Raw genomic sequence first — 18,541 nt, 5'->3', positions numbered from 1 at the left:
TCCGCTGAAGAGACGGCGTCTGATGCATAGCCTTCGCGAGCAAGCTCGCTCCCACGGGGTGGGTGTTTATCCGCCATCTCGCGCCTCGTTTATCGCTTTATTGAGCAGTTTTTACAGGTCGGACTTGTCCACAAGCTAACGCCGTCTCGTGGGAGCGAGCTTGCTCGCGAATAGGGCTCCCACGGGGTGGGTGTTATCCGCCACCTCACGCCTCGGCCGTCGCTTTATTGAGCGGTTTTTCCAGGTCGGCCCTGTTCACAAGCTAACGCCGTCTCGTGGGAGCGAGCTTGCTCGCGAATAGGGCTGGCGGGGCGGGATCACCGATGCAATACAAACTGCCCGGTAAACCTCACGGCCGACTCATCGCTGTCTTGCGCACAGATGCGGGTCTGGAGCACTAGACGCGCACGGCCCCTGCGCTGGTAGGTGGTGATGAACCTGTCCCACTGCGCAGCCTCTGGGGCATCACACACGGCAATGGCGTCGTCGCGAACCGGCAGCGGATAGCTGATCTGCCCGTCCTGAATCACGATATGACCATCGGTGATGCCCGCTTCACGCAGGCGCAAGTGCAGCCAGCCCCAGCCGGCCAGGACTGCGCCGCAGTACAGGCTGCCGCCGAACAGCGTGCTCTTGTGATTGACGTTGGGTGCCAGCGGCAAGTGCAGGCGCAGTCGGTGATGCTGCCAGTCGATGACGCGGATGCCCATCTCGCGGGTCAGCGGGATGTCGTGGTGCAGCACCTGCTCCAGTTCTGCCGCTGCGTTGCCTGACGACGGTGTTTGTGGCTCAGTCGGTTTCATCGGACGCTCCGCCGCTGTCGCCAAAATTCAGGCCGTGCTTGCGCAGCTTGTCGTGCAGGGTCTTGCGCGGCACGCCCAGTGCCTCGGCCAGGCTGCGCACCGAGCTGTGCGGACGAGCCAGTTCGGCGGCGATCAAGGCACGTTCGAAGCTTTCTACCTGTTCGCTCAAGCCGCCACCTGCTGGCGGGGCGTCCGGCATGGCGTTGCCTTCCAGTTCCAGCTCCAGCCCCAGGGCGAAGCGTTCGGCGGCGTTCTGCAGTTCGCGAACGTTGCCGGGCCAGCTGTGACGCAGCAGCAAGGCACGCTGGCCGGGTTTGAGTTCCTGCTTGGGAATGCCGTGGCGCAGGCTGGCGGCATCGGCATAGTGCTCGAACAGCATCAGGGCGTCTTCACCGCGCTCGCGAAGCGGCGGAATACGCAGCGAGGCGACGTTCAAGCGGTAATACAGGTCGGCCCGAAAGCGCCCTTGATCTGCCGCCTGGCGCAAATCTTCCTTGGTGGCCGCAATGATGCGGATATCCAGCGGGATCTGTTGATTGCTGCCCATGCGCTCGACCACGCGTTCCTGCAACAGGCGCAGCAGCTTGACCTGAACGTCCAGGCTCATGCTTTCGATTTCATCGAGAAACAGCGTGCCGCCGTTGGCAAATTCGAACTTGCCGATGCGGCGTTTCTGCGCGCCGGTAAACGCCCCCGATTCGTGGCCGAACAGCTCGCTTTCCACCACTGACTCGGCCAGCGCCCCGGCGTTGATCGCCACGAATGGGCCGTTGCGGCGGTTGGACAAATCGTGCAGCGCACGCGCGACCACTTCCTTGCCTGCGCCGGTTTCGCCGAGGATCAGCACGTCCGCCCGCGTGCCCGCCAAGGCGCCGATCTGCTCGCGCAGGCGCAGCATGGGCGCTGAGTGGCCGACCAGACGCGTGCTCAATTGCTGGCGATCGCTCAAGGCCAGACGCAGGCTGCGGTTATCCAGCACCAGACGGCGCAACGCCAGGGCGCGGCGCACGCTGTCGAGCATCGCATCGCTGGCAAAGGGTTTTTCCAGAAAGTCATAGGCCCCGGCGCGCATGGCCTTCACCGCCAGCGGCACGTCGCCGTGACCCGTGATCAGCAGCACCGGCAGATCGGGGTCCTGTTCATGCAACTGGACCAGCAGCTCAAGACCGTCCATCCCCTGCATGCGGATATCGCTGACCACCACGCCCGGCCAGTCACGCCCGATGCGCTCGGCAAGTCCAGTGGCCTCAGGCAGCGACAATACGTTCAGACCTGCAAGGTCCAAGGTCTGGCGCAGTGCCTGACGCAGGTGCGAGTCGTCGTCGATCAGCACCACCTGAATCTGGCTGTCGATGGCTGTGTCCGAACTCATGCAGAAAGGTCCTCTGGCGGTTGAAGGTTGGCACCCGAAGCACCGGCGCGCAGGCGCAAGGTCAGCAATGCACCGCCGCTGGCATGGTTGGCGAACAGCAATTCGCCCCCCAGTGCGCGCATCAGGGTATCGCAGATGGCCAGGCCCAGCCCAAGGCCCTGCGTGCGGGTCTTGGTGGTGAAGAACGGTTCGCGGGCCCGCTCCAGTGCCTCTTGGGAAAACCCTGGGCCGTTGTCGCGAATGTACAGATTGACGCCTTCACGGGTCTGCTCGGCACTTATCCACAGTTTGCGCGGCGGGCCTTTCTCGGTGAGGGCGTCCAGCGCGTTGGCCAGCAGATTGCCCAGCACCTGACGCAAGCGGGTTTCTCCGGCCTGCACCCACAGTGTCGCGTCAGGCACGTCGCGGATCAACTCGACTTCCATGGCGCGCCGACGTTTGGCCAGTAATGCCAGCGCGTCGTCCAGTGCCGGTTGCAGGGCCACGCTTTCCGGCGCATGCCGATCACGACGGGCGAAGGCGCGCAGGTGGGCGATGATCGAGGCCATGCGCCCGGTCAGTTCGCTGATCAGTTTCAGGTTGCCGCGTGCGTCTTCGGTGCGCTGGTGATCAAGCAGCACTTCGGCGTTTTCGGCGTAGCTGCGGATGGCGGCCAGCGGCTGATTCAGCTCATGGCTGATGCTGGCCGACATGGTGCCCAGCGCCGACAGCTTGCCGGTCTGTACCAGCTCGTCCTGGGCGCGTACCAGCTCCTGCTGCGCCTGCTCGCGCTCCAGCACTTCCTGACGCAACCGGCTGTTGAGGCCTTCAAGGTCGCTGGTCCGTTCGATCACGCGCATTTCCAGCTCGCGCCGGGCCTTGGCCTCGAAGGCAATGCGGTCCAGGTAATGACGACGACGCTGCATCATCAAGCCCAGCAACAGCATGAGCACCAGCAGCGCCGCTCCGCCAATCGCCACCACCGTACGCACCGGGCGGTCGACCAGTGCTTTGGGCGCCAGGATATTCACGTTCCAGCCGGTTTCATCGATGGGCTGGCTTTGCGCCAGCCAGGCGTGCTCGTCAATCTTGAGTGGACGCGGATCACGTGTCGGATAAGGCTGGATGGCAGTGATCGCCCGCTTTTCGTCATCGGTCAGGTCGCGCGTAGCCCGAAAGCGCCATTCCGGGTTGGAGGTCAGAATCACCACGCCGTTCTGGTCGGTCAGCAGCAACTGCTCGGGTGTCTTGCCCCAAAGCGTTTCGGTGTGGTCCAGATCGACCTTGACCACCAGCACACCGATCACCCGGTCGCCGTCGCGTACCGGCCCCGCGAAGAAGTAGCCGCGCTTGACCGAAGTCGTGCCCAGCCCGAAAAACCGGCCTGTTCTGCCAGCCCGAGCGTCGATGAAGTAGGGCCGAAACGAGAAGTTGCGACCCACGAAGCTGTCGCGCTGGTCGGCGTTGGACGCCGCCAGGGTCAGGCCGTTGGCGTCCATGAGGTACATGACGTCGGCACCGGTCTGGCTCGTGATATCGCTGAGCAGGTGGTTGGCGTTTTCCAGAGTGGCCCGGTCGCCAGGCGTTTCCAGAGCAGCCCGCAGCGCGGGCAGGTCGCCGAGGATCTGCGGCAGGGTTTCATAGCGATGCAGCGTGCCCAGCAGGTTGGCGACGTAAAGGTCCAGCGTCTGACGGTTCTGACTGGCCAGTACGCCCCGGTAGTAACGCTCCGCCAGATGTTCCAGCGGCCACAGCAACGGCGCCAGACAGATCGCCAGCAGCGCCAGACTGCGCCACCGTGGGCGGGGAGGGAGGGAGGAAGTCTTGGTCATTGTTGGCAAGCGCCGAATGAATGGCGGTGCCTGGGCCGCTGTACGGGACGGGCGCTGTCTGGGGTCGAACATGCTCAACCTGTGGCGACAACGCCGGTCCGCGACGACATCCGCGCAGGCAACAGAAAACCCGGTCGATCCTGATGGGGCATCGATGGGGGATCAAAGGCGCATTATGCCCGGCACAGCCTGATCCGGCACCCGGGCAAATGGTCTGCCGCCAGAACGGTCAGGCGAACAGCTCGGCCTCGTTCAGGCTTTTGCCCTGCTGGTCCTTGGCCGACAGCTGAGGTGCTCCATCAAGCTCCCAGTCGATGGCCAGGTCAGGATCATCCCAGCGAATGCAGCGCTCGGCCGATGGCGTGTAATAGTCGGTGGTCTTGTACAGAAACTCGGCGGAGTCGCTCAAGACCACGAAGCCGTGTGCAAAACCTTCCGGCACCCATAGCTGACGGGCGTTTTCAGCGGACAACCTGACGCCCACCCACTGACCGAACGTCGGCGAGCTGCGGCGGATGTCCACCGCAATGTCCAGCACCTCGCCGGCCGTCACCCGCACCAGTTTCCCCTGCACATGCTCGATCTGGTAATGCAGCCCGCGCAGCACGCCCTTTTGGGAGCGTGAGTGATTGTCCTGCACAAACTGCCTCTCCAGTCCGGTGGCCTCGCTGAACGCACGGGCGTTGAAGCTTTCGAAAAAAAAGCCGCGCTCGTCGCCGAATACTCGGGGTTCCAGAATCAGGACTTCGGGCAGCTTTGTTGCAATCACGTTCACTTGGTTTCCCCAGCAATCTTGAAGAGGTACTGACCATAACCTGTTTTGCCAAAATAATCGGCACGTGCAAGCAGGTGATCACGGTCGATCCATTCATTCTGGTAGGCGATTTCCTCAAGGCAGGCGACTTTCAGGCCCTGGCGATGCTCGATGGTCTGCACGTAGGCCGAGGCATCGAGGAGGCTGTCGTGTGTGCCCGTGTCGAGCCAGGCGAAACCCCGGCCGAAACGTTCGACGTGCAGGTCGCCGCGTTGCAGGTAGGCGTTGTTCACGTCAGTGATTTCCAGCTCGCCACGGGGCGAGGGTTTGACGTCCCGGGCGATCTGGATCACGTCGTTGTCGTAGAAATACAGACCGGTCACCGCGTAACTGGATTTGGGCGCCGTGGGTTTCTCTTCGATGGACAGCGCACGTCCCTGTTCGTCGAAGTCGATCACGCCGAAGCGCTCCGGGTCCTTGACCCAGTAGCCGAACACCGTCGCCCCGGCCTTGCGGGCGGCGGCCTGCTGCAGCTGCACGCTGAAGTGCTGACCGTGGAAAATGTTGTCGCCCAGGATCAGGCAGACCGAATCGTCGCCAATGAACTGCTCGCCAATCAGGAAAGCCTGCGCCAGGCCCTCCGGCTTTGGCTGCTCGGCATAATGAAAGTGCACACCGAACTGGCTGCCATCACCCAACAGCTTGCGGTACTGCGGCAAATCCTCCGGGGTGGAGATGATCAGGATTTCCCGAATGCCGGCCAGCATCAGCACCGACAACGGGTAATAAATCATGGGTTTGTCGTAGATCGGCAGCAACTGCTTGGACAGGCCAAGCGTGATGGGATGCAGGCGGGTGCCGGAGCCCCCGGCCAGAACGATGCCTTTAGTCATGCAATCAGGTCCTTGTGGTCAGTGAAGCCCAGTCGCTCTCCTTGATAACTGCCATCCTGAACCCTGCGGCACCAGTCCAGGTTATCGAGATACCATTGCACGGTCTTGCGCAGCCCGGACTCGAAGGTTTCTTCGGGTGTCCAGCCCAACTCTTTTTCGATCTTGCTGGCGTCGATCGCATAGCGCAGATCGTGGCCAGGACGGTCGACCACATAGGTGATCAGGTCGCTGTACTGCTGCACGCCAGCCGGGTGCTGCGGTGCCAGTTCATCGAGCAGTGCGCAGATGCCGCGCACCACGTCGATGTTCTTCTGCTCGTTATGCCCACCGATGTTGTAGGTCTCGCCGATCCCGCCCTCGGTCACCACCTTGAGCAGCGCGCGCGCGTGGTCTTCCACGTACAGCCAGTCGCGCACCTGCAGGCCATTGCCATAGACCGGCAGCGGCTTGCCCGCGAGGGCGTTGAGGATCACCAGCGGGATCAGTTTTTCGGGGAAGTGAAACGGCCCGTAGTTGTTCGAGCAATTGGTGAGCACCACCGGCAACCCGTAGGTGCGTTGCCAGGCGCGGACCAGGTGATCGGACGCCGCCTTGCTCGCCGAGTACGGAGAGCTGGGCGCGTAGGGCGTGGTTTCGGTGAACAGGTCATCGACGCCGTGCAGGTCGCCATACACTTCGTCGGTGGAAATGTGGTGGAAGCGAAACGCGCCGCGCTCCGTTTCGGGCAAGGTCAGCCAGTAACCGCGCGCGGCTTCCAGCAGGCTGTAAGTGCCCACGATGTTGGTCTGGATGAATTCGGCCGGCCCGTCGATGGAGCGGTCGACGTGGGATTCTGCGGCCAGGTGCATGATCGCCTGAGGGGCGAAACGCGCCAGCACTGCGCTGATGGCCGCCTGATCGCAGATATCGGCCTGCACGAACTCATAGCGGGTGTCACTCGCGATGGACTGCAACGATTCGAGGTTGCCCGCGTAGGTCAACTTGTCGACGTTCAACACGTCATGTTCAGTGTTCTTTATCAGGTGACGAATCAATGCAGATCCGATAAACCCTGCGCCCCCGGTAACGAGTATTCGCATGAACTGGCCTTTGTTTGTGTGTTTGACGTGATGAAGCATAGCGCCTGATTGCGCATCACAGGGTCAGGCAATAAGAAGCGTGCAGGGTATGAAATAAATTCATCCGTGTCGCGCAGCGCGACATAAAGCCGACGTCATCCTTTTATGCCTGAACGTGATTGGGCTGCGGGCACCAATCGCCCTATAGTTGCGCGACTGCCCGTGACGCCGTGTGTGCCGCGTCAGTGTCGGTAAAATATCGAGGTCCACATGCCGCTCGCCACGCTTATTCGTCGATCCAGCCTGCCTTGTCCGGATGTCAGTCTCGAACAGGCGCTGCAATGGCTCAGTCAGTATTACGGTCTGAGCGGCTCGTTGAAATCCCTGGTCAGTCAGCAGGATCACACCTTTCTGCTCGACACCGAAAAGCGTCGTTATGTGCTGAAAATCTGCCACGGTGCCTATTCGATCATGGAGCTGGAGGCCCAACATGCGGCGCTCCAGCACCTGGCTCGCCACGACGACCTGAATGTTCCGGGCGTGATCCGCGCCAACGACACTGCGCAACTGCTGACCACCGAGACCGGCGGCCAGCCGGTTCACGTGCGGCTTCTGGAGTTGATTGAAGGTCAGTCGCTGGCGCACGTTGAGCATCTGGGGCGTGAGGTGGTGGTCGGGCTTGGCGAGCTGTGTGCGAAGGTGGACCGGGCGCTGGCCGATTTCGACCATCCGGGCCTGGACCGCATTCTGCAGTGGGACCCACGCCATGCGCATGCATTGATCAAACATCTGTTGCCGGTGCTCGAAGACGCCGACGCCCGCGCCTGTGTGATCGAGGCTGCCGAGCAGGCGCATCGTCGTCTGTTGCCACTGATTGCGGCGCTGCCCATCCAGGCCGTGCACCTGGGCATCACAGAGCACCACGTGGTCTGGCTGCGCGATACCCAGCGCAAGTGGCAGCTACAAGGGCTGAACGATTTCGGCGATCTTGTGACCACCTGGCGCGTGGCGGATCTGTCCGTCACCTGCGCGGCGCTGCTGCACCATACCGAAGGCGACCCGCTGTACATCCTGCCGGCGATTCGGGCCTATCACGCGATCAACCCGCTCAAGACCGAGGAACTGCAAGCGCTGTGGCCGTTGATCGTCGCCCGCTCGGCGGTGCTGGTGCTCAGCAGCGAACAGCAGGCCAGCGTCGAGCCGGACAATGCTGACGTTCAGGCCAGTCTTGCGGGTGAATGGACTATTTTCGACGTGGCGACGTCCGTGCCCATCGCCCTGATGGAAACGGCGATTCTGCAAGCCGTCGGCATACAGCCTGTACCGTTCGAGCAGCCCGCGTACGCGCCGCTGCTGCCCGGTCTGGCAGGCGTGAAGCCTGCGCGGGTCGATCTGGGTGTACTCAGTGAACACTTTGTCGCGGGCAACTGGGAGCGCAACGGTATCGATGAATACCTGCTCAGCGAGGCGGCCGAGCACACCGGGCTGGCTGCCAGCCGCTTTGGTGAATATCGCCTGTCGCGCACCTTGCCGGACAGCGCCCGCGAACCTGAGACCTTCGCCCTGCACGTCGAGCTTCACATCCCGGCCGAGACACCGCTGCACGCGCCGTTCGACGCCACGCTGCGATGGATGGCCGACGGTGCGCTGATGCTGGTCGGTGCCGAGGTGAGCCTGAAGCTGTGGGGCGTGATGCCTGAGTCGCTCACACACGTAAGCGCAGGCGACCTGATCGGCCATGGCGGCGGCTCGCTGCTGCTGCAACTGTGTACGGCGACAGACCTCAGCCCGCCGTTGTTTGCCGCGCCGTCGTGGGCCGATGCCTGGCGTACGTTCTGCCTGTCGCCCTCGACGCTGCTGGGTTTCGATTGCGATGCCCCGACGCTTGAAGATCCGGCGCAGTTGCTGGCCCGACGTGACGCCCGCTTCGCTCGCTCGCAAAAACACTATGACCAGGCACCGCCGCAGATCGAGCGCGGCTGGCGCAATCACCTGATCGACATGCAGGGCCGTTCGTACCTGGACATGCTCAACACCGTGGCGGTGCTGGGCCACGGTCATCCGCGCATGGCCCATGAAGCGGCTCGTCAATGGTCGCTGCTCAACACCCACGCACGCTTTCACTGCGCGGCCATTGCCGGGTTCTCCGAGCGCCTGCTCACGCTGGCACCCGATGGCATGGACCGCGTGTTTCTGGTCAACAGCGGCACCGAAGCTAATGACCTGGCGATCCGCCTGGCGTGGGCGTACAGCGGCGGACGCGACATGCTCAGCGTGCTGGGGGCCTATCACGGCGGGTCGGTGGCGACGGATGCCATGTCCACCTCGATTGCCGACAACCCGCAAGCGCTCCGCCCCCGGCCGGACTGGGTGCATCCGGTGACCGCGCCCAATGTGTATCGCGGACCGTTTCGCGGCCCGGGCAGTGCGCCAGAGTACGTGCGCAGTGTTGATCAGGTACTGGCGCAACTGGCCGGGCAGCAGCGCCAGGTGGCGGGTTTCATCTGTGAGCCGGTGGTTGGTAATGCGGGCGGGATTTCCTTGCCGCCGGGTTACCTGCAACAGGTTTATCAGAGGGTTCGCGCGGCGGGCGGTGTATGCATCGCCGACGAAGTGCAGGTGGGTTACGGGCGTCTGGGCCACTACTTCTGGGGCTTCGAAGAGCAGGGCGTGGTGCCGGATATCATCACCATGGCCCAAGGCATGGGCAACGGTCATCCGCTGGGCGCGGTGATCACCCGTCGCGAGATTGCCGAGGTACTGGAGGCCGAAGGCTATTTCGTTTCCTCGTCAGGCGGCAGCCCCGTCAGTTGCCGCATCGGCATGGCCGTGCTGGACGTGATGGAAGAGGAGCGGCTGTGGGATAACGCCCGCGTCATCGGCGACCACTTCAAGGCGCGCCTGCAAGCCCTGGCCGATCAGCATCCGTTGTTGGGCGCAGTGCACGGCATGGGCTTCTACCTGGGCGTCGAGTTGGTCCGCAATCGCCAGACCCTGGAACCCGCCACCGAAGAAACCGCACAACTGTGCGAACGCCTGCGCGAACTGGGCATCTTCATGCAACCGACCGGCGACGACCTGAACATCCTCAAGATCAAACCGCCCATGTGCATCACGCGCCAGAGCGCGGATTTCTTCGTGGACAGGCTGTCGAAGGTGCTGCGAGAGCTCGAGTGATCCTTTTTATACGGGGCATGCCCATTGCGTAAAGAATGATCAGGCGCGGTCTTGATTGCAGATTAATATCGGCAAAAAAAGCAATACATAACCGATTAAAACCTGAAAGCACTTTTAATGCGGATTTTTATCCGTTATAAAGTCGCCCATATTGTCATGGCCGGTCTGCTAGGGTCACGATCAACACCTTTGACCTCCCCACTGGAGTCCTGACTGACATGACCACACTCAACAGCACGCCACGCGCCGATGGCTTTCACATGCCCGCCGAATGGGCCACGCAGACCCAGGTCTGGATGGTCTGGCCCGAGCGCCCGGACAACTGGCGTCTGGGCGGCAAACCGGTGCAGACGGCACACGTGGCCGTCGCCAAGGCTATCGCCCGCTTCGAGCCGGTAACCGTTGCCGTGTCCGCCGCACAGTACGACAACGCGCGGGCGCGTCTGGACATGCCGAACATTCGCGTCGTGGAAATCAGCAACAACGACGCCTGGGTGCGCGACACCGGCCCGACGTTCGTCATCAACGACCGTGGCGAAGTGCGCGGCGTGGATTGGGACTTCAACGCCTGGGGTGGTTTCGATGGCGGCCTGTACGCGCCGTGGAACCTCGATTCGCAACTGGCGAGCAAGGTCATGGAGATCGAGCGCTGCCCGCGTTACGCCACCGAAGGGTTTGTGCTGGAAGGCGGCTCCATCCATGTGGACGGCGAGGGCACGCTGATCACCACTGAGGAGTGCCTGCTTAACCGCAACCGCAACCCGCACCTGACCCGCGAGCAGATCGAGGCCGTGCTGAGCGACAACCTGGCTGTGGATAAGATCGTCTGGCTGCCGGATGGCCTGTTCAATGACGAGACCGACGGGCATGTGGATAACTTCTGCTGCTACGTTCGTCCGGGCGAAGTCCTGCTGGCCTGGACCGATGATCCCGAAGACCCCAACTACCCACGTTGCCATGCGGCATTGAGTATTTTGGAAAACACCCGCGATGCCCGGGGCCGCGAGTTCATCGTGCACAAAATGCCGATTCCGGGCCCATTGTTTGCCACGGCTGAAGAGTGCGCGGGCGTTGATCAGGTGCACGGCAGTCAGGAGCGCAACCCGTCGGTGCGCCTGGCCGGTTCCTACGTGAACTTCCTGATTGTAAACGGCGGCATCATCGCCCCGAGTTTCGATGACCCGATGGACGAAACCGCCCGGCAAATCCTGCAACAATTGTTTCCAGAGCACGAAGTGGTGATGGTCCCAGGCCGGGAATTGCTGCTTGGCGGCGGCAATATCCACTGCCTGACCCAGCAGCAACCGGCCCCTCATAAGGCCTAGTTAGAAATGATTAGTAACATGTAATGGTGGCCTATTGGTCCTGTTCTTGCTGCTTAAAGCCCATCACCTGATGGGCTTTTTTTTGGGTAACACTTTGTAGCGTTTATCCGAATCTCATCTTTAATCAACGTCAGGTTTGATCCGTTTTCTTAGCGTGACTGTCACACAGCGTCCGTAAATTTAGCCCCTCATGAATTAAGAGGTTGTCACTATGAACGCAGGTATGAGCCAGCACCGTGCTCGTGAGTTGTCTGCTTCTTCCAGTAACGAGGCCCGCCAGTTGATGGCGGATTGGTTAAGGACGACCAAACCCGCAAAACCTCGACCGGACGTGCGCGCGATGCTGCTGCAGCGTTATCCGGTGGGATTATTCAACGATGCGGAGCTTGAAGCCCTGCTGGGCGTGCTCAAGGACTGAAACCGGGAGCGCTCTATTTCGGCCTTCTTGACGTTTGACACCCTTCAAGCCTTGGGACTAGGATTCGCGCCCCACCGCTTGTGGCTTTGCGCCATGTACGTGCATCAGTAGTCCACTGCGATGACAGCGTGCGGCTTGCAGGTTTGAAACCTGAAAGCCCGGAACGGCATCCGCCGTCGCCACAGCGCGTGTCAATTCGTACAGGAAGGGAATACAGATGCTTAACACACGTATGGGTATGCTCGCGCTGGGCATCATCAGCGCCAGTCAGGCCATGGCTCAAGGGCAGGCAGACACCCAGGGATTCGTTGAAGACAGCAGCCTGACCGTCAATCTACGCAATGCCTACATCAACCGTGACTACAAAAATGGTCGTGAAGACAAGGCCGAGTGGGGCCAGGCCTTCATGGGTACTTTCACGTCCGGCTTTACCCAGGGCACCGTGGGCGTCGGCGTTGACGCATTCGGACTTTACGGCGTGCGCCTGGATGGCGGCAAAGGGCGTGCCGGCGCAGGCGGTATCGACTTCTTCAAGCAGAGCGACAACGGCCAGGGTGACGCAGCCGATGATCTGACGCGCGTGGGCGCGGCAGTGAAAGCGCGTATCTCCAACACCGTCATCAAGTACGGCGACCAGATGCCTCAGTTGCCGGTACTGAGCTACGACAACTCCCGTCTGCTGCCGGAAAGCTACACCGGCACGATGATCACTTCCAAGGAAATCGACGGCCTTGAAGTGGTGGCCGGTCGTTTCACCCAGCAGGCGCGCAAGAGCGCTGAAGCCCGCGACAGTGGTGACCTGAAAAGCATCAATGTCTACGGTGCCAGCTATAAATTCTCCAAGGCATTCACTGCTGCGTTCTACGCCTCTGACGACGAAGACGTCCTGAAGAAGCAGTACGTGAACCTGAACTATGTCTTCGCCCTGCCGCAGGAGCAGTCCCTGACACTGGACTTCAACGGCTACAAGACCCGGCTGGACAAGGACTTCGCCAACAGCGACGAGCGTGACAACAAAATCTGGAGCCTGGCAGCGACCTGGGCTGTGGGTATCCACTCGTTCACCCTGGCTCACCAGCGCAGCAGCGGCGACATCGGCTACGTATATGGCGGCTATCGCAACGATGGTGGCACCAGCGATGGCGGCAACACCATCTACCTGGCGAACTCCTACTGGTCCGACTTCAATGGCAAGGACGAACGTTCGTGGCAGGCCGCCTACAGCGTCGACCTGTCGGGTCTGGTCACGCCTGGCCTGAGCTACCGGGCAGCCTACGTGCGCGGCGACAACATCGACGACGGTACCGCGGGCAGTGGCGATGGCACCGAACGTGAAATCTTCAGCCAGCTGACCTACGTGGTACAGACCGGCCCGGCCAAGGACCTGTCGATTCGTCTGCGCAATTCGTTCCTGCGCGTGTCCGACGACGCTCAGGCGTACAACAGCGAAGGCAACGAAACCCGCATCTTCGTCGACTACCCGATCAACATCTTCTGATGATGTGATGGCGTCAGCCGCATCGCCTTCGCAACAGGTTGCCAGCAACGACCTTTCCCACGGGCTGAGATGAATCCATAGCAGACTTGTGGGAGCGAGCTTGCTCGCGAAGACTATGTTTCGAACGCCACATCTCTGGCGGATGAACCGGTCTCTTCGTGAGCAAGCTCACTCCCACGGGACGTGTGTACGGAGCATGTGCACTGGTGGTGTTGGCAAGATCAGCTATAGCGCTGTCCATGCTATCAGGCGTAGTTCAACATTTCGTGGGAGCGAGCTTGCTCGCGAAACGGCCAGCGCTGACGCCATGAAGGCGTAGACGACCCCTTAGGAAGCGGAGCGCTCCTCGTTGTGCAGGTCTCGCAGCCAACATCGAACTGTGGGAGGCGGCTTGCCGGCGATGCGATGTCTGCTACGCCATCTCACCTTCTGGACTGACGCCATCGCCGGCAAGCCGCCTCCCACGGTTATGCGTTCAGTCAGCCCCTACCGCTTTGTTCGCAATGCCGCCGCCCGCATCTGACCGATAAGCAGAAGCCCTTGGCCGATCCGTATCCGGCCTCTTCCATACACGCTGCCCATCGCTGACCGCTTCGGAGCCTGTGCAAGAGCTACCGCATTTCCCTCACCAACGGCGCTGCCTGCCGGGCTGGTCGAGTCACCGCTGAGCGAAGGCCTGGCGCGTTACGCTGAGATCAACGAGGGCAGGGGCGACAAGATCATTCTGGTGCCCTGATCGGTCATCAATTGTCCAGCGCAAGCATCTGAACGAACACCGCGAAACTGCCCAGAAACAGCCAGAAAAAACTGAACAGCCAAGGCGTGCGCTTGGAAAACAGCAGTGATTTCTTCGGCCCGGTTTCGCTGGACTCCCAGTCGCTGAACAGCGGCGAGTCGTCATAGGTCAGCCCGATGACCGGCTCGCTGCGCAACAACCCCGCCTGCTTGCGATGCCAGTGCATGATGATGTCGCACGCCGCCCGAATGCCCGGCCACGCGGCCAGCGTACAGAACAGGCCCAGCAGCGCCAGCATCGGTGGCACCACCAACGTAAACATCACGCCCCAGTCGGTATTGGCATTGGCCATGGACGACGCGTAGGCGATCACCAGAAAAGACTGCGCCGACAAATAGGCGTTAGTGCGATTGGACAGATTCGTGGTTTCGTAATGAATCTCGCGCCGATAAAAATCCAGCCGCTCCTTTGGCGAGCCAAACAGCGTGATCTGCTGCTCGTCGATGACGTGCTCGGGTGTCTCGTCTGTGATAATTCTGGGCACGGTCAGTGGATACCAAAAGTTAAAAGAGGCTGTGTAGACCCCCGCGCCAGTGGCGCAGTTCGAACTAAAGTCGCCTGTAACGGGACCGTTCATCCTATAAAACCGGATCAACGAAAAGGACATCGACATGAACATCACCCCCACGCTGCGCACCGAGCGCCTGCTGCTGACCCCGCTCGAGCTCGCCGATGCGCCCGCCGTGCAACAGCGCTTTGCGCACTGGGAAGTCGTACGCTTTCTGAACAATCGTGTGCCCTGGCCTTACCCGCCGGACGGCGCGCTGCGCTACATCCAGGACGTCGCCCTGCCCGCCGTGCAGCGAGGCACCGAGTGGCACTGGATGATCCGCCTGCACAACGCGCCGCACGAGATCATCGGCAGCATCAGCCTCATGACCGACCCCGGCAACAACCGCGGCTTCTGGCTGCACCCGCATTGGCAGGGCAACGGCTACATGCAGGAAGCCTGTGTGACGATTAATCGTTACTGGTTCGAAACGCTGGGCCAGCCCCTGATGCAAGTGCCCAAGGCCGCGCCCAATGAAGGGTCGCGGCGGGTATCGATCAAGGAAGGCATGCGCTTAGTGGCAACGGGTGAAAGCGACTTCGTCAGCGGGAGACTGCCGCAAGAGATTTGGGAGATGACGCGGGAGGAGTGGTTGGCGCGCGCAAGCCTTGTATCATCTTGACCAAGGCCTGACCCCGGAAGTCACCCCGGAAGTCGCCCCGGAAGTGACCCCGGAAGTGACCCCGGAAGTCGGCCTCGCCCAAAACACGCAACAAGCCTCAAGCCGTCTCGACAATCCGCTTCGCCGCACGGGCTTCTTCCCGTGCTGCCAGCACCTCTGCCGATGCACGCTCGCCCTTGTAGGCCATCTGATTGAAGAACATCCCGTCAAACTGTTCCTGAGACGGCGTCTTGGTCACGGGGATAAGCAGCGCCGCCAGATCCAGCGTGTCGGCGAAGTTTTCCTTGGTCAGGTTGTACCGGCCAAGGTAGCTGCCGGTCCACGCCGAATCAGCCTCCACCAGATCGATGGCCGAGTCGCGGTAATTCAACGCCGCTGCCTTCAGATCGCTGGAGTTGTTCAGCAGCCCATTCAGACGATCCATCTCGGCCGCATTCAACTGCCCGCCCGTATTGAGCGCCTTCAGGCTGCCGTCTTCTGCAACCGTGAAACCGAACTTCTTGTCAGCCAGGTCCGGGTACAGATACGACAGCGCCGACTGAAACTCCTTGAACGCGCCCCTCATCACCTCCGTCACCCCACGGTGCAACTCAGCCACTCGCGGAAAATCCCACGACTGAGGCGGACCGATCATCGTCTCGACCACTTCCATCGAGTCAATACTGGTCTTGGGCGGTTCGCTCGGATAGTAAACGGCAGCGGGCGTGGCATTGAGCAACGCCTGCTTCGCTGCATCGCTCATCGGTTGCGCAGTGAGCTTCTGATCGGAAGGCGTCAGGCGGTCGGCCATCGACGGGGCAGTGGTGCTTAAAGAGATAATCATTTCATCAATCCATGATTAGAGTATGTGCAAGGGATATCGACGGGGTGGGGGGATAGCTTTAGGGGGTAATGATGAGCGGTGTATCAGGGGTGTTACAAAGTGTGACTGGTTTGGGCGGCGTTGAGGTTGGAATGGTTGCCTTGCAGTGCTCGGTTGCAGCCTGGATTGCGTAGCGGTTGTGATGTGGATATGGATGGCTTGCTGCGCTGCATGAGTCGTCTCGCAGCAGGTACTTGCCTCTGGGGCAGGAGTGCGTCACTGTACAGGCAAACGTCATTACAGAGAGATACCCATCATGGCATCTATCAACGTCCGCATAGACGATGACCTCAAGGCGCGCGCTTACCGTGAGCTTGAAAAGCTCGGCGTCACACCTTCCGAACTCATGCGACAAGCGCTGCAGTACGTCGCTGAGCGCGGGCAACTACCGTTCAAGCCCGTGCTGATGACCGAGGAAGATGAAACCCTGATGGCCAGCGTGCGCGAGCGTCTTGCTGCGCCGCAGCGAGTCAAAGTTTCGCTGGATGACCTATGACCTATGACCTTGAGTTCGATGTGAGGGCATTGAAGGGATGGCACAAACTGGGGCGAGAAAAGACTTGGCGTCGTGTCCGGGATCAGTGTAAGCGCTCCATAAACCCCACCGTGCTCAATATGGGTGGCGCGCTCAGCTAGGCGATGCAGGTGAGCAGTTCCACGGCAGCAAGGCTTCGTAGTCTTCAACCGATGTCGCCGTCGGTAGGCGTTCGAGTGCGTGGCGCAGCCACGCATAGGGCTCCTGGCCGTTGGCTTTGGCGGTCTCGACCAGGCTGTAAAGTTGAGCACTGGCCGTCGCGCCCTTGGGCGTGTCGCTAAACAGCCAGTTTTTTCTTCCGATCACGAAGGGGCGGATCGCGCGTTCAGCGGCGTTATTGTCGAGCGGCAGGTAGCCTTCCTCGACGTATCGCTCCAGCTTGCTCCAGTTACTGGCGAGGTAACTGATAGCCTTGCCCAAGGCGTTCTGAGCGGTGACCTGTGGCTGCGTCTTTTCGATCCAGCTTTTCAACTGCGCCAGTATCGACAGGCTTTGTTCGTGACGGCCGATCTTGCGTTCAGCGTCGCCGCAAGTCTTTAGGTCGCGTTCGATGCCGTAAAGCTTGTTGATCAGATTCAGCGCGATATCCGCGCGTCCTGTTTTACCTTTGGGCTGCACTTTCTGCGCTTCAACGAATTTACGGCGCGCATGGGCCCAGCATCCTAAACGCTCAACTCCAGCTTGGGCGCCCAGCGCGTTGTAACCGGCATAATCATCAGTCATGACGTAACCACGATAGCCATCGAGCAGGCGAGTCGGTACCTCCTGCGCACGGCTGGTGGAGTAGTCAAAAAGGATCACCGGCTTATCCGGCGGGCCGCCGGTTTGCACCCACATCCACGACTGACTGCTTGGCTCGCGGTCAGGCTCTTTCAACACCTGCACCCGCGTTTCATCGCAGTGGATGACGCGGCTGGCCAATAGGCTATCGCGCATTAAATTCAGCAGCGGCTGGAAGTGCTCGCCGCACTGGATAACCCAGCGTGCCAAGGTCTGGCGAGGGATATCAATGCCGTGGCGACCTAATACTTTTTCAAATCGATGAAGCGGCAAGCCGTCCACATACTTGGTGGTCAGCAACATCGCCAGAACGCTCGGGCTGGCCATGCTTTTTTCAATCAACTGAGCTGGCTTGTCCGCAGTGACCGGAGCGGCTTCGCAGTCGCGGCAACCATAGACTTTACGGACGTGTTTGATGACACGGATCTGCATCGGGACGATTTCAAGCTGCTCGCTGATCTCCTCACCGATGGCATGCTTGCGGCAGCCGCAGGTGCAAGTCAGCTCATGTTCGGGCAGTTCGTGGATGACCTCGATGCGCGGAAGGCCAGCGGGCAGCGGCTTGCGCTTGCCACGGCGCTTGGTGGGTGCGACGACCTCTTCTTCCGTGTCTTCGTCGGCGATGTCCGCGATGCTTTCTGCTTCATTGAAAAGGGCTAGCTGAGGCGTGGCAGGATCAGCCGTCTGCTCGGACTTACGTCCGAACAAGCGCTGACGCAGCAGCGCGTTTTCCTCTTCAAGAAAACCGACCCGCGACTGCATCTTCGCAAGCATTTGCTTGAGCAGTTGGAGATCGTCGGGAAGGTTGTCGGGCATGGATTTCATGCCCTGGATTATACCGAATCAGGCCACGAATCGCGGCGTCAAAACCTGATGAGGACGGTTACGCCAGAGGTCAAAACCGTCGAGCATCCAGTTGAGTTCCTGGACAGTCAGGACAATCGCTTCGTCCGTCACGTCAGGCGATGTTTTGAAACGTTCGGACTCCAGGCGCTTGAGCCAAAGGCAGAAGCCGTTGCGTTCCCAGTACAAGATCTTCACGCGGTTGCGTGGCTTGTTGAGGAAAACAAAAAGCACTGGGTCAAAGACTGCGACCTTGATATCCAACTCGACCAGGGCAGCCAGGCCGTCAATGGATTTTCGGAAGTCGACGGGTTTGGGGTAGAGATAGACTTTTTCGACTTTGGCGTCGGGTCGCATCATGGCGAACGTGCTCCTGAGAGAATCGGGAGCACAGCATCGAGCATCAGATAAGCGCTTGGAATGTGGGATTCATGGAGCGCTTAC

16 protein-coding genes and 1 pseudogene are annotated in these 18,541 nt (G+C 60.9%); 7 read left to right on the top strand and 10 right to left on the bottom strand.

The features are described 5' to 3' along the window. Positions 1–317: 317 nt before the first annotated feature. From BUB69_RS25960 to rfbB, 6 genes are all read right to left on the bottom strand, one after another. A complete protein-coding gene (locus BUB69_RS25960; protein WP_073172560.1) occupies positions 318–803 on the bottom strand; it encodes a thioesterase domain-containing protein in 486 nt (161 codons plus the stop codon). Next, positions 790–2,175 (bottom strand): sigma-54-dependent transcriptional regulator, encoded by a 1,386-nt coding sequence (locus tag BUB69_RS25955; RefSeq protein WP_073172556.1) that lies wholly within the window; start codon positions 2,173–2,175, stop codon positions 790–792. The genes BUB69_RS25960 and BUB69_RS25955 overlap by 14 nt, the downstream gene beginning before the upstream one ends. Beyond that, on the bottom strand, positions 2,172–3,986 hold the full coding sequence (locus BUB69_RS25950) for a sensor histidine kinase (protein ID WP_073172553.1): 1,815 nt from the start codon (positions 3,984–3,986) through the stop codon (positions 2,172–2,174). The genes BUB69_RS25955 and BUB69_RS25950 overlap by 4 nt, the downstream gene beginning before the upstream one ends. Before the next feature lie 229 nt (positions 3,987–4,215). Continuing rightward, positions 4,216–4,761 (bottom strand): dTDP-4-dehydrorhamnose 3,5-epimerase, encoded by a 546-nt coding sequence (gene rfbC / locus BUB69_RS25945; RefSeq protein WP_073172550.1) that lies wholly within the window; start codon positions 4,759–4,761, stop codon positions 4,216–4,218. Further along, positions 4,758–5,633, bottom strand: a complete 876-nt coding sequence (gene rfbA, locus BUB69_RS25940; protein ID WP_024685125.1) for a glucose-1-phosphate thymidylyltransferase RfbA — start codon at positions 5,631–5,633, stop codon at positions 4,758–4,760. The genes rfbC and rfbA overlap by 4 nt, the downstream gene beginning before the upstream one ends. After that, on the bottom strand, positions 5,630–6,712 hold the full coding sequence (rfbB, locus tag BUB69_RS25935) for a dTDP-glucose 4,6-dehydratase (RefSeq protein ID WP_073172689.1): 1,083 nt from the start codon (positions 6,710–6,712) through the stop codon (positions 5,630–5,632). Before rfbB ends, rfbA begins: the two co-directional genes overlap by 4 nt. A 249-nt stretch (positions 6,713–6,961) precedes the next feature. On the opposite strand from rfbB, the gene BUB69_RS25930 reads away from it, so the two are divergent. The 5 genes and pseudogenes from BUB69_RS25930 to BUB69_RS28710 all read left to right on the top strand — a co-directional run. Then, positions 6,962–9,868, top strand: a complete 2,907-nt coding sequence (locus BUB69_RS25930) for an aminotransferase (protein ID WP_073172547.1) — start codon at positions 6,962–6,964, stop codon at positions 9,866–9,868. Between the two features lie 218 nt (positions 9,869–10,086). Next, complete coding sequence (aguA, locus tag BUB69_RS25925; RefSeq protein ID WP_073172544.1) at positions 10,087–11,193, top strand: agmatine deiminase; 1,107 nt, start codon at positions 10,087–10,089, stop codon at positions 11,191–11,193. A 211-nt stretch (positions 11,194–11,404) separates the two neighbouring features. Further along, positions 11,405–11,611: a hypothetical protein gene (locus BUB69_RS25920; RefSeq protein ID WP_050586929.1), complete on the top strand. Its 207-nt coding sequence runs from the start codon at positions 11,405–11,407 to the stop codon at positions 11,609–11,611. A gap of 217 nt (positions 11,612–11,828) precedes the next feature. Then, on the top strand, positions 11,829–13,109 hold the full coding sequence (locus BUB69_RS25915) for an OprD family porin (protein ID WP_073172541.1): 1,281 nt from the start codon (positions 11,829–11,831) through the stop codon (positions 13,107–13,109). Positions 13,110–13,746: 637 nt separating this feature from the next. Next, positions 13,747–13,845: pseudogene (locus tag BUB69_RS28710) on the top strand (quinone oxidoreductase family protein); the annotation flags it as partial. Between the two features lie 7 nt (positions 13,846–13,852). Here the strand turns inward: BUB69_RS28710 and BUB69_RS25910 are convergent. Beyond that, entirely contained in the window at positions 13,853–14,389 is a 537-nt protein-coding gene (locus BUB69_RS25910; protein WP_024685723.1) for a hypothetical protein, read from the bottom strand. Between the two features lie 127 nt (positions 14,390–14,516). On the opposite strand from BUB69_RS25910, the gene BUB69_RS25905 reads away from it, so the two are divergent. After that, positions 14,517–15,077 carry a GNAT family N-acetyltransferase gene (locus BUB69_RS25905; RefSeq protein WP_073172538.1) on the top strand — a complete coding sequence of 187 codons (561 nt, stop codon included), beginning with the start codon at positions 14,517–14,519 and terminating at the stop codon, positions 15,075–15,077. A 97-nt stretch (positions 15,078–15,174) separates the two neighbouring features. Here BUB69_RS25905 and BUB69_RS25900 read toward each other — a convergent pair whose 3' ends face one another. Continuing rightward, entirely contained in the window at positions 15,175–15,900 is a 726-nt protein-coding gene (locus BUB69_RS25900; protein WP_024685725.1) for a hypothetical protein, read from the bottom strand. A 295-nt stretch (positions 15,901–16,195) separates the two neighbouring features. On the opposite strand from BUB69_RS25900, the gene BUB69_RS25895 reads away from it, so the two are divergent. After that, a complete protein-coding gene (locus tag BUB69_RS25895; protein WP_073172535.1) occupies positions 16,196–16,435 on the top strand; it encodes a type II toxin-antitoxin system RelB/DinJ family antitoxin in 240 nt (79 codons plus the stop codon). A 132-nt stretch (positions 16,436–16,567) separates the two neighbouring features. Here the strand turns inward: BUB69_RS25895 and tnpC are convergent, their stop codons facing one another. Next, the gene (tnpC, locus tag BUB69_RS25890) at positions 16,568–18,079 is read right to left on the bottom strand and encodes an IS66 family transposase (protein WP_073172532.1); all 1,512 of its coding nucleotides are present in this window, start codon (positions 18,077–18,079) and stop codon (positions 16,568–16,570) included. An 18-nt stretch (positions 18,080–18,097) separates the two neighbouring features. Then, positions 18,098–18,457, bottom strand: a complete 360-nt coding sequence (gene tnpB / locus BUB69_RS25885) for an IS66 family insertion sequence element accessory protein TnpB (protein WP_007247730.1) — start codon at positions 18,455–18,457, stop codon at positions 18,098–18,100. Positions 18,458–18,541: the final 84 nt, after the last annotated feature.

The sequence above is a fragment of the Pseudomonas asturiensis genome, from assembly GCF_900143095.1.
Lineage (GTDB): Bacteria > Pseudomonadota > Gammaproteobacteria > Pseudomonadales > Pseudomonadaceae > Aquipseudomonas > Aquipseudomonas asturiensis.
This window is presented reverse-complemented; position numbering and strand designations above follow the sequence as displayed.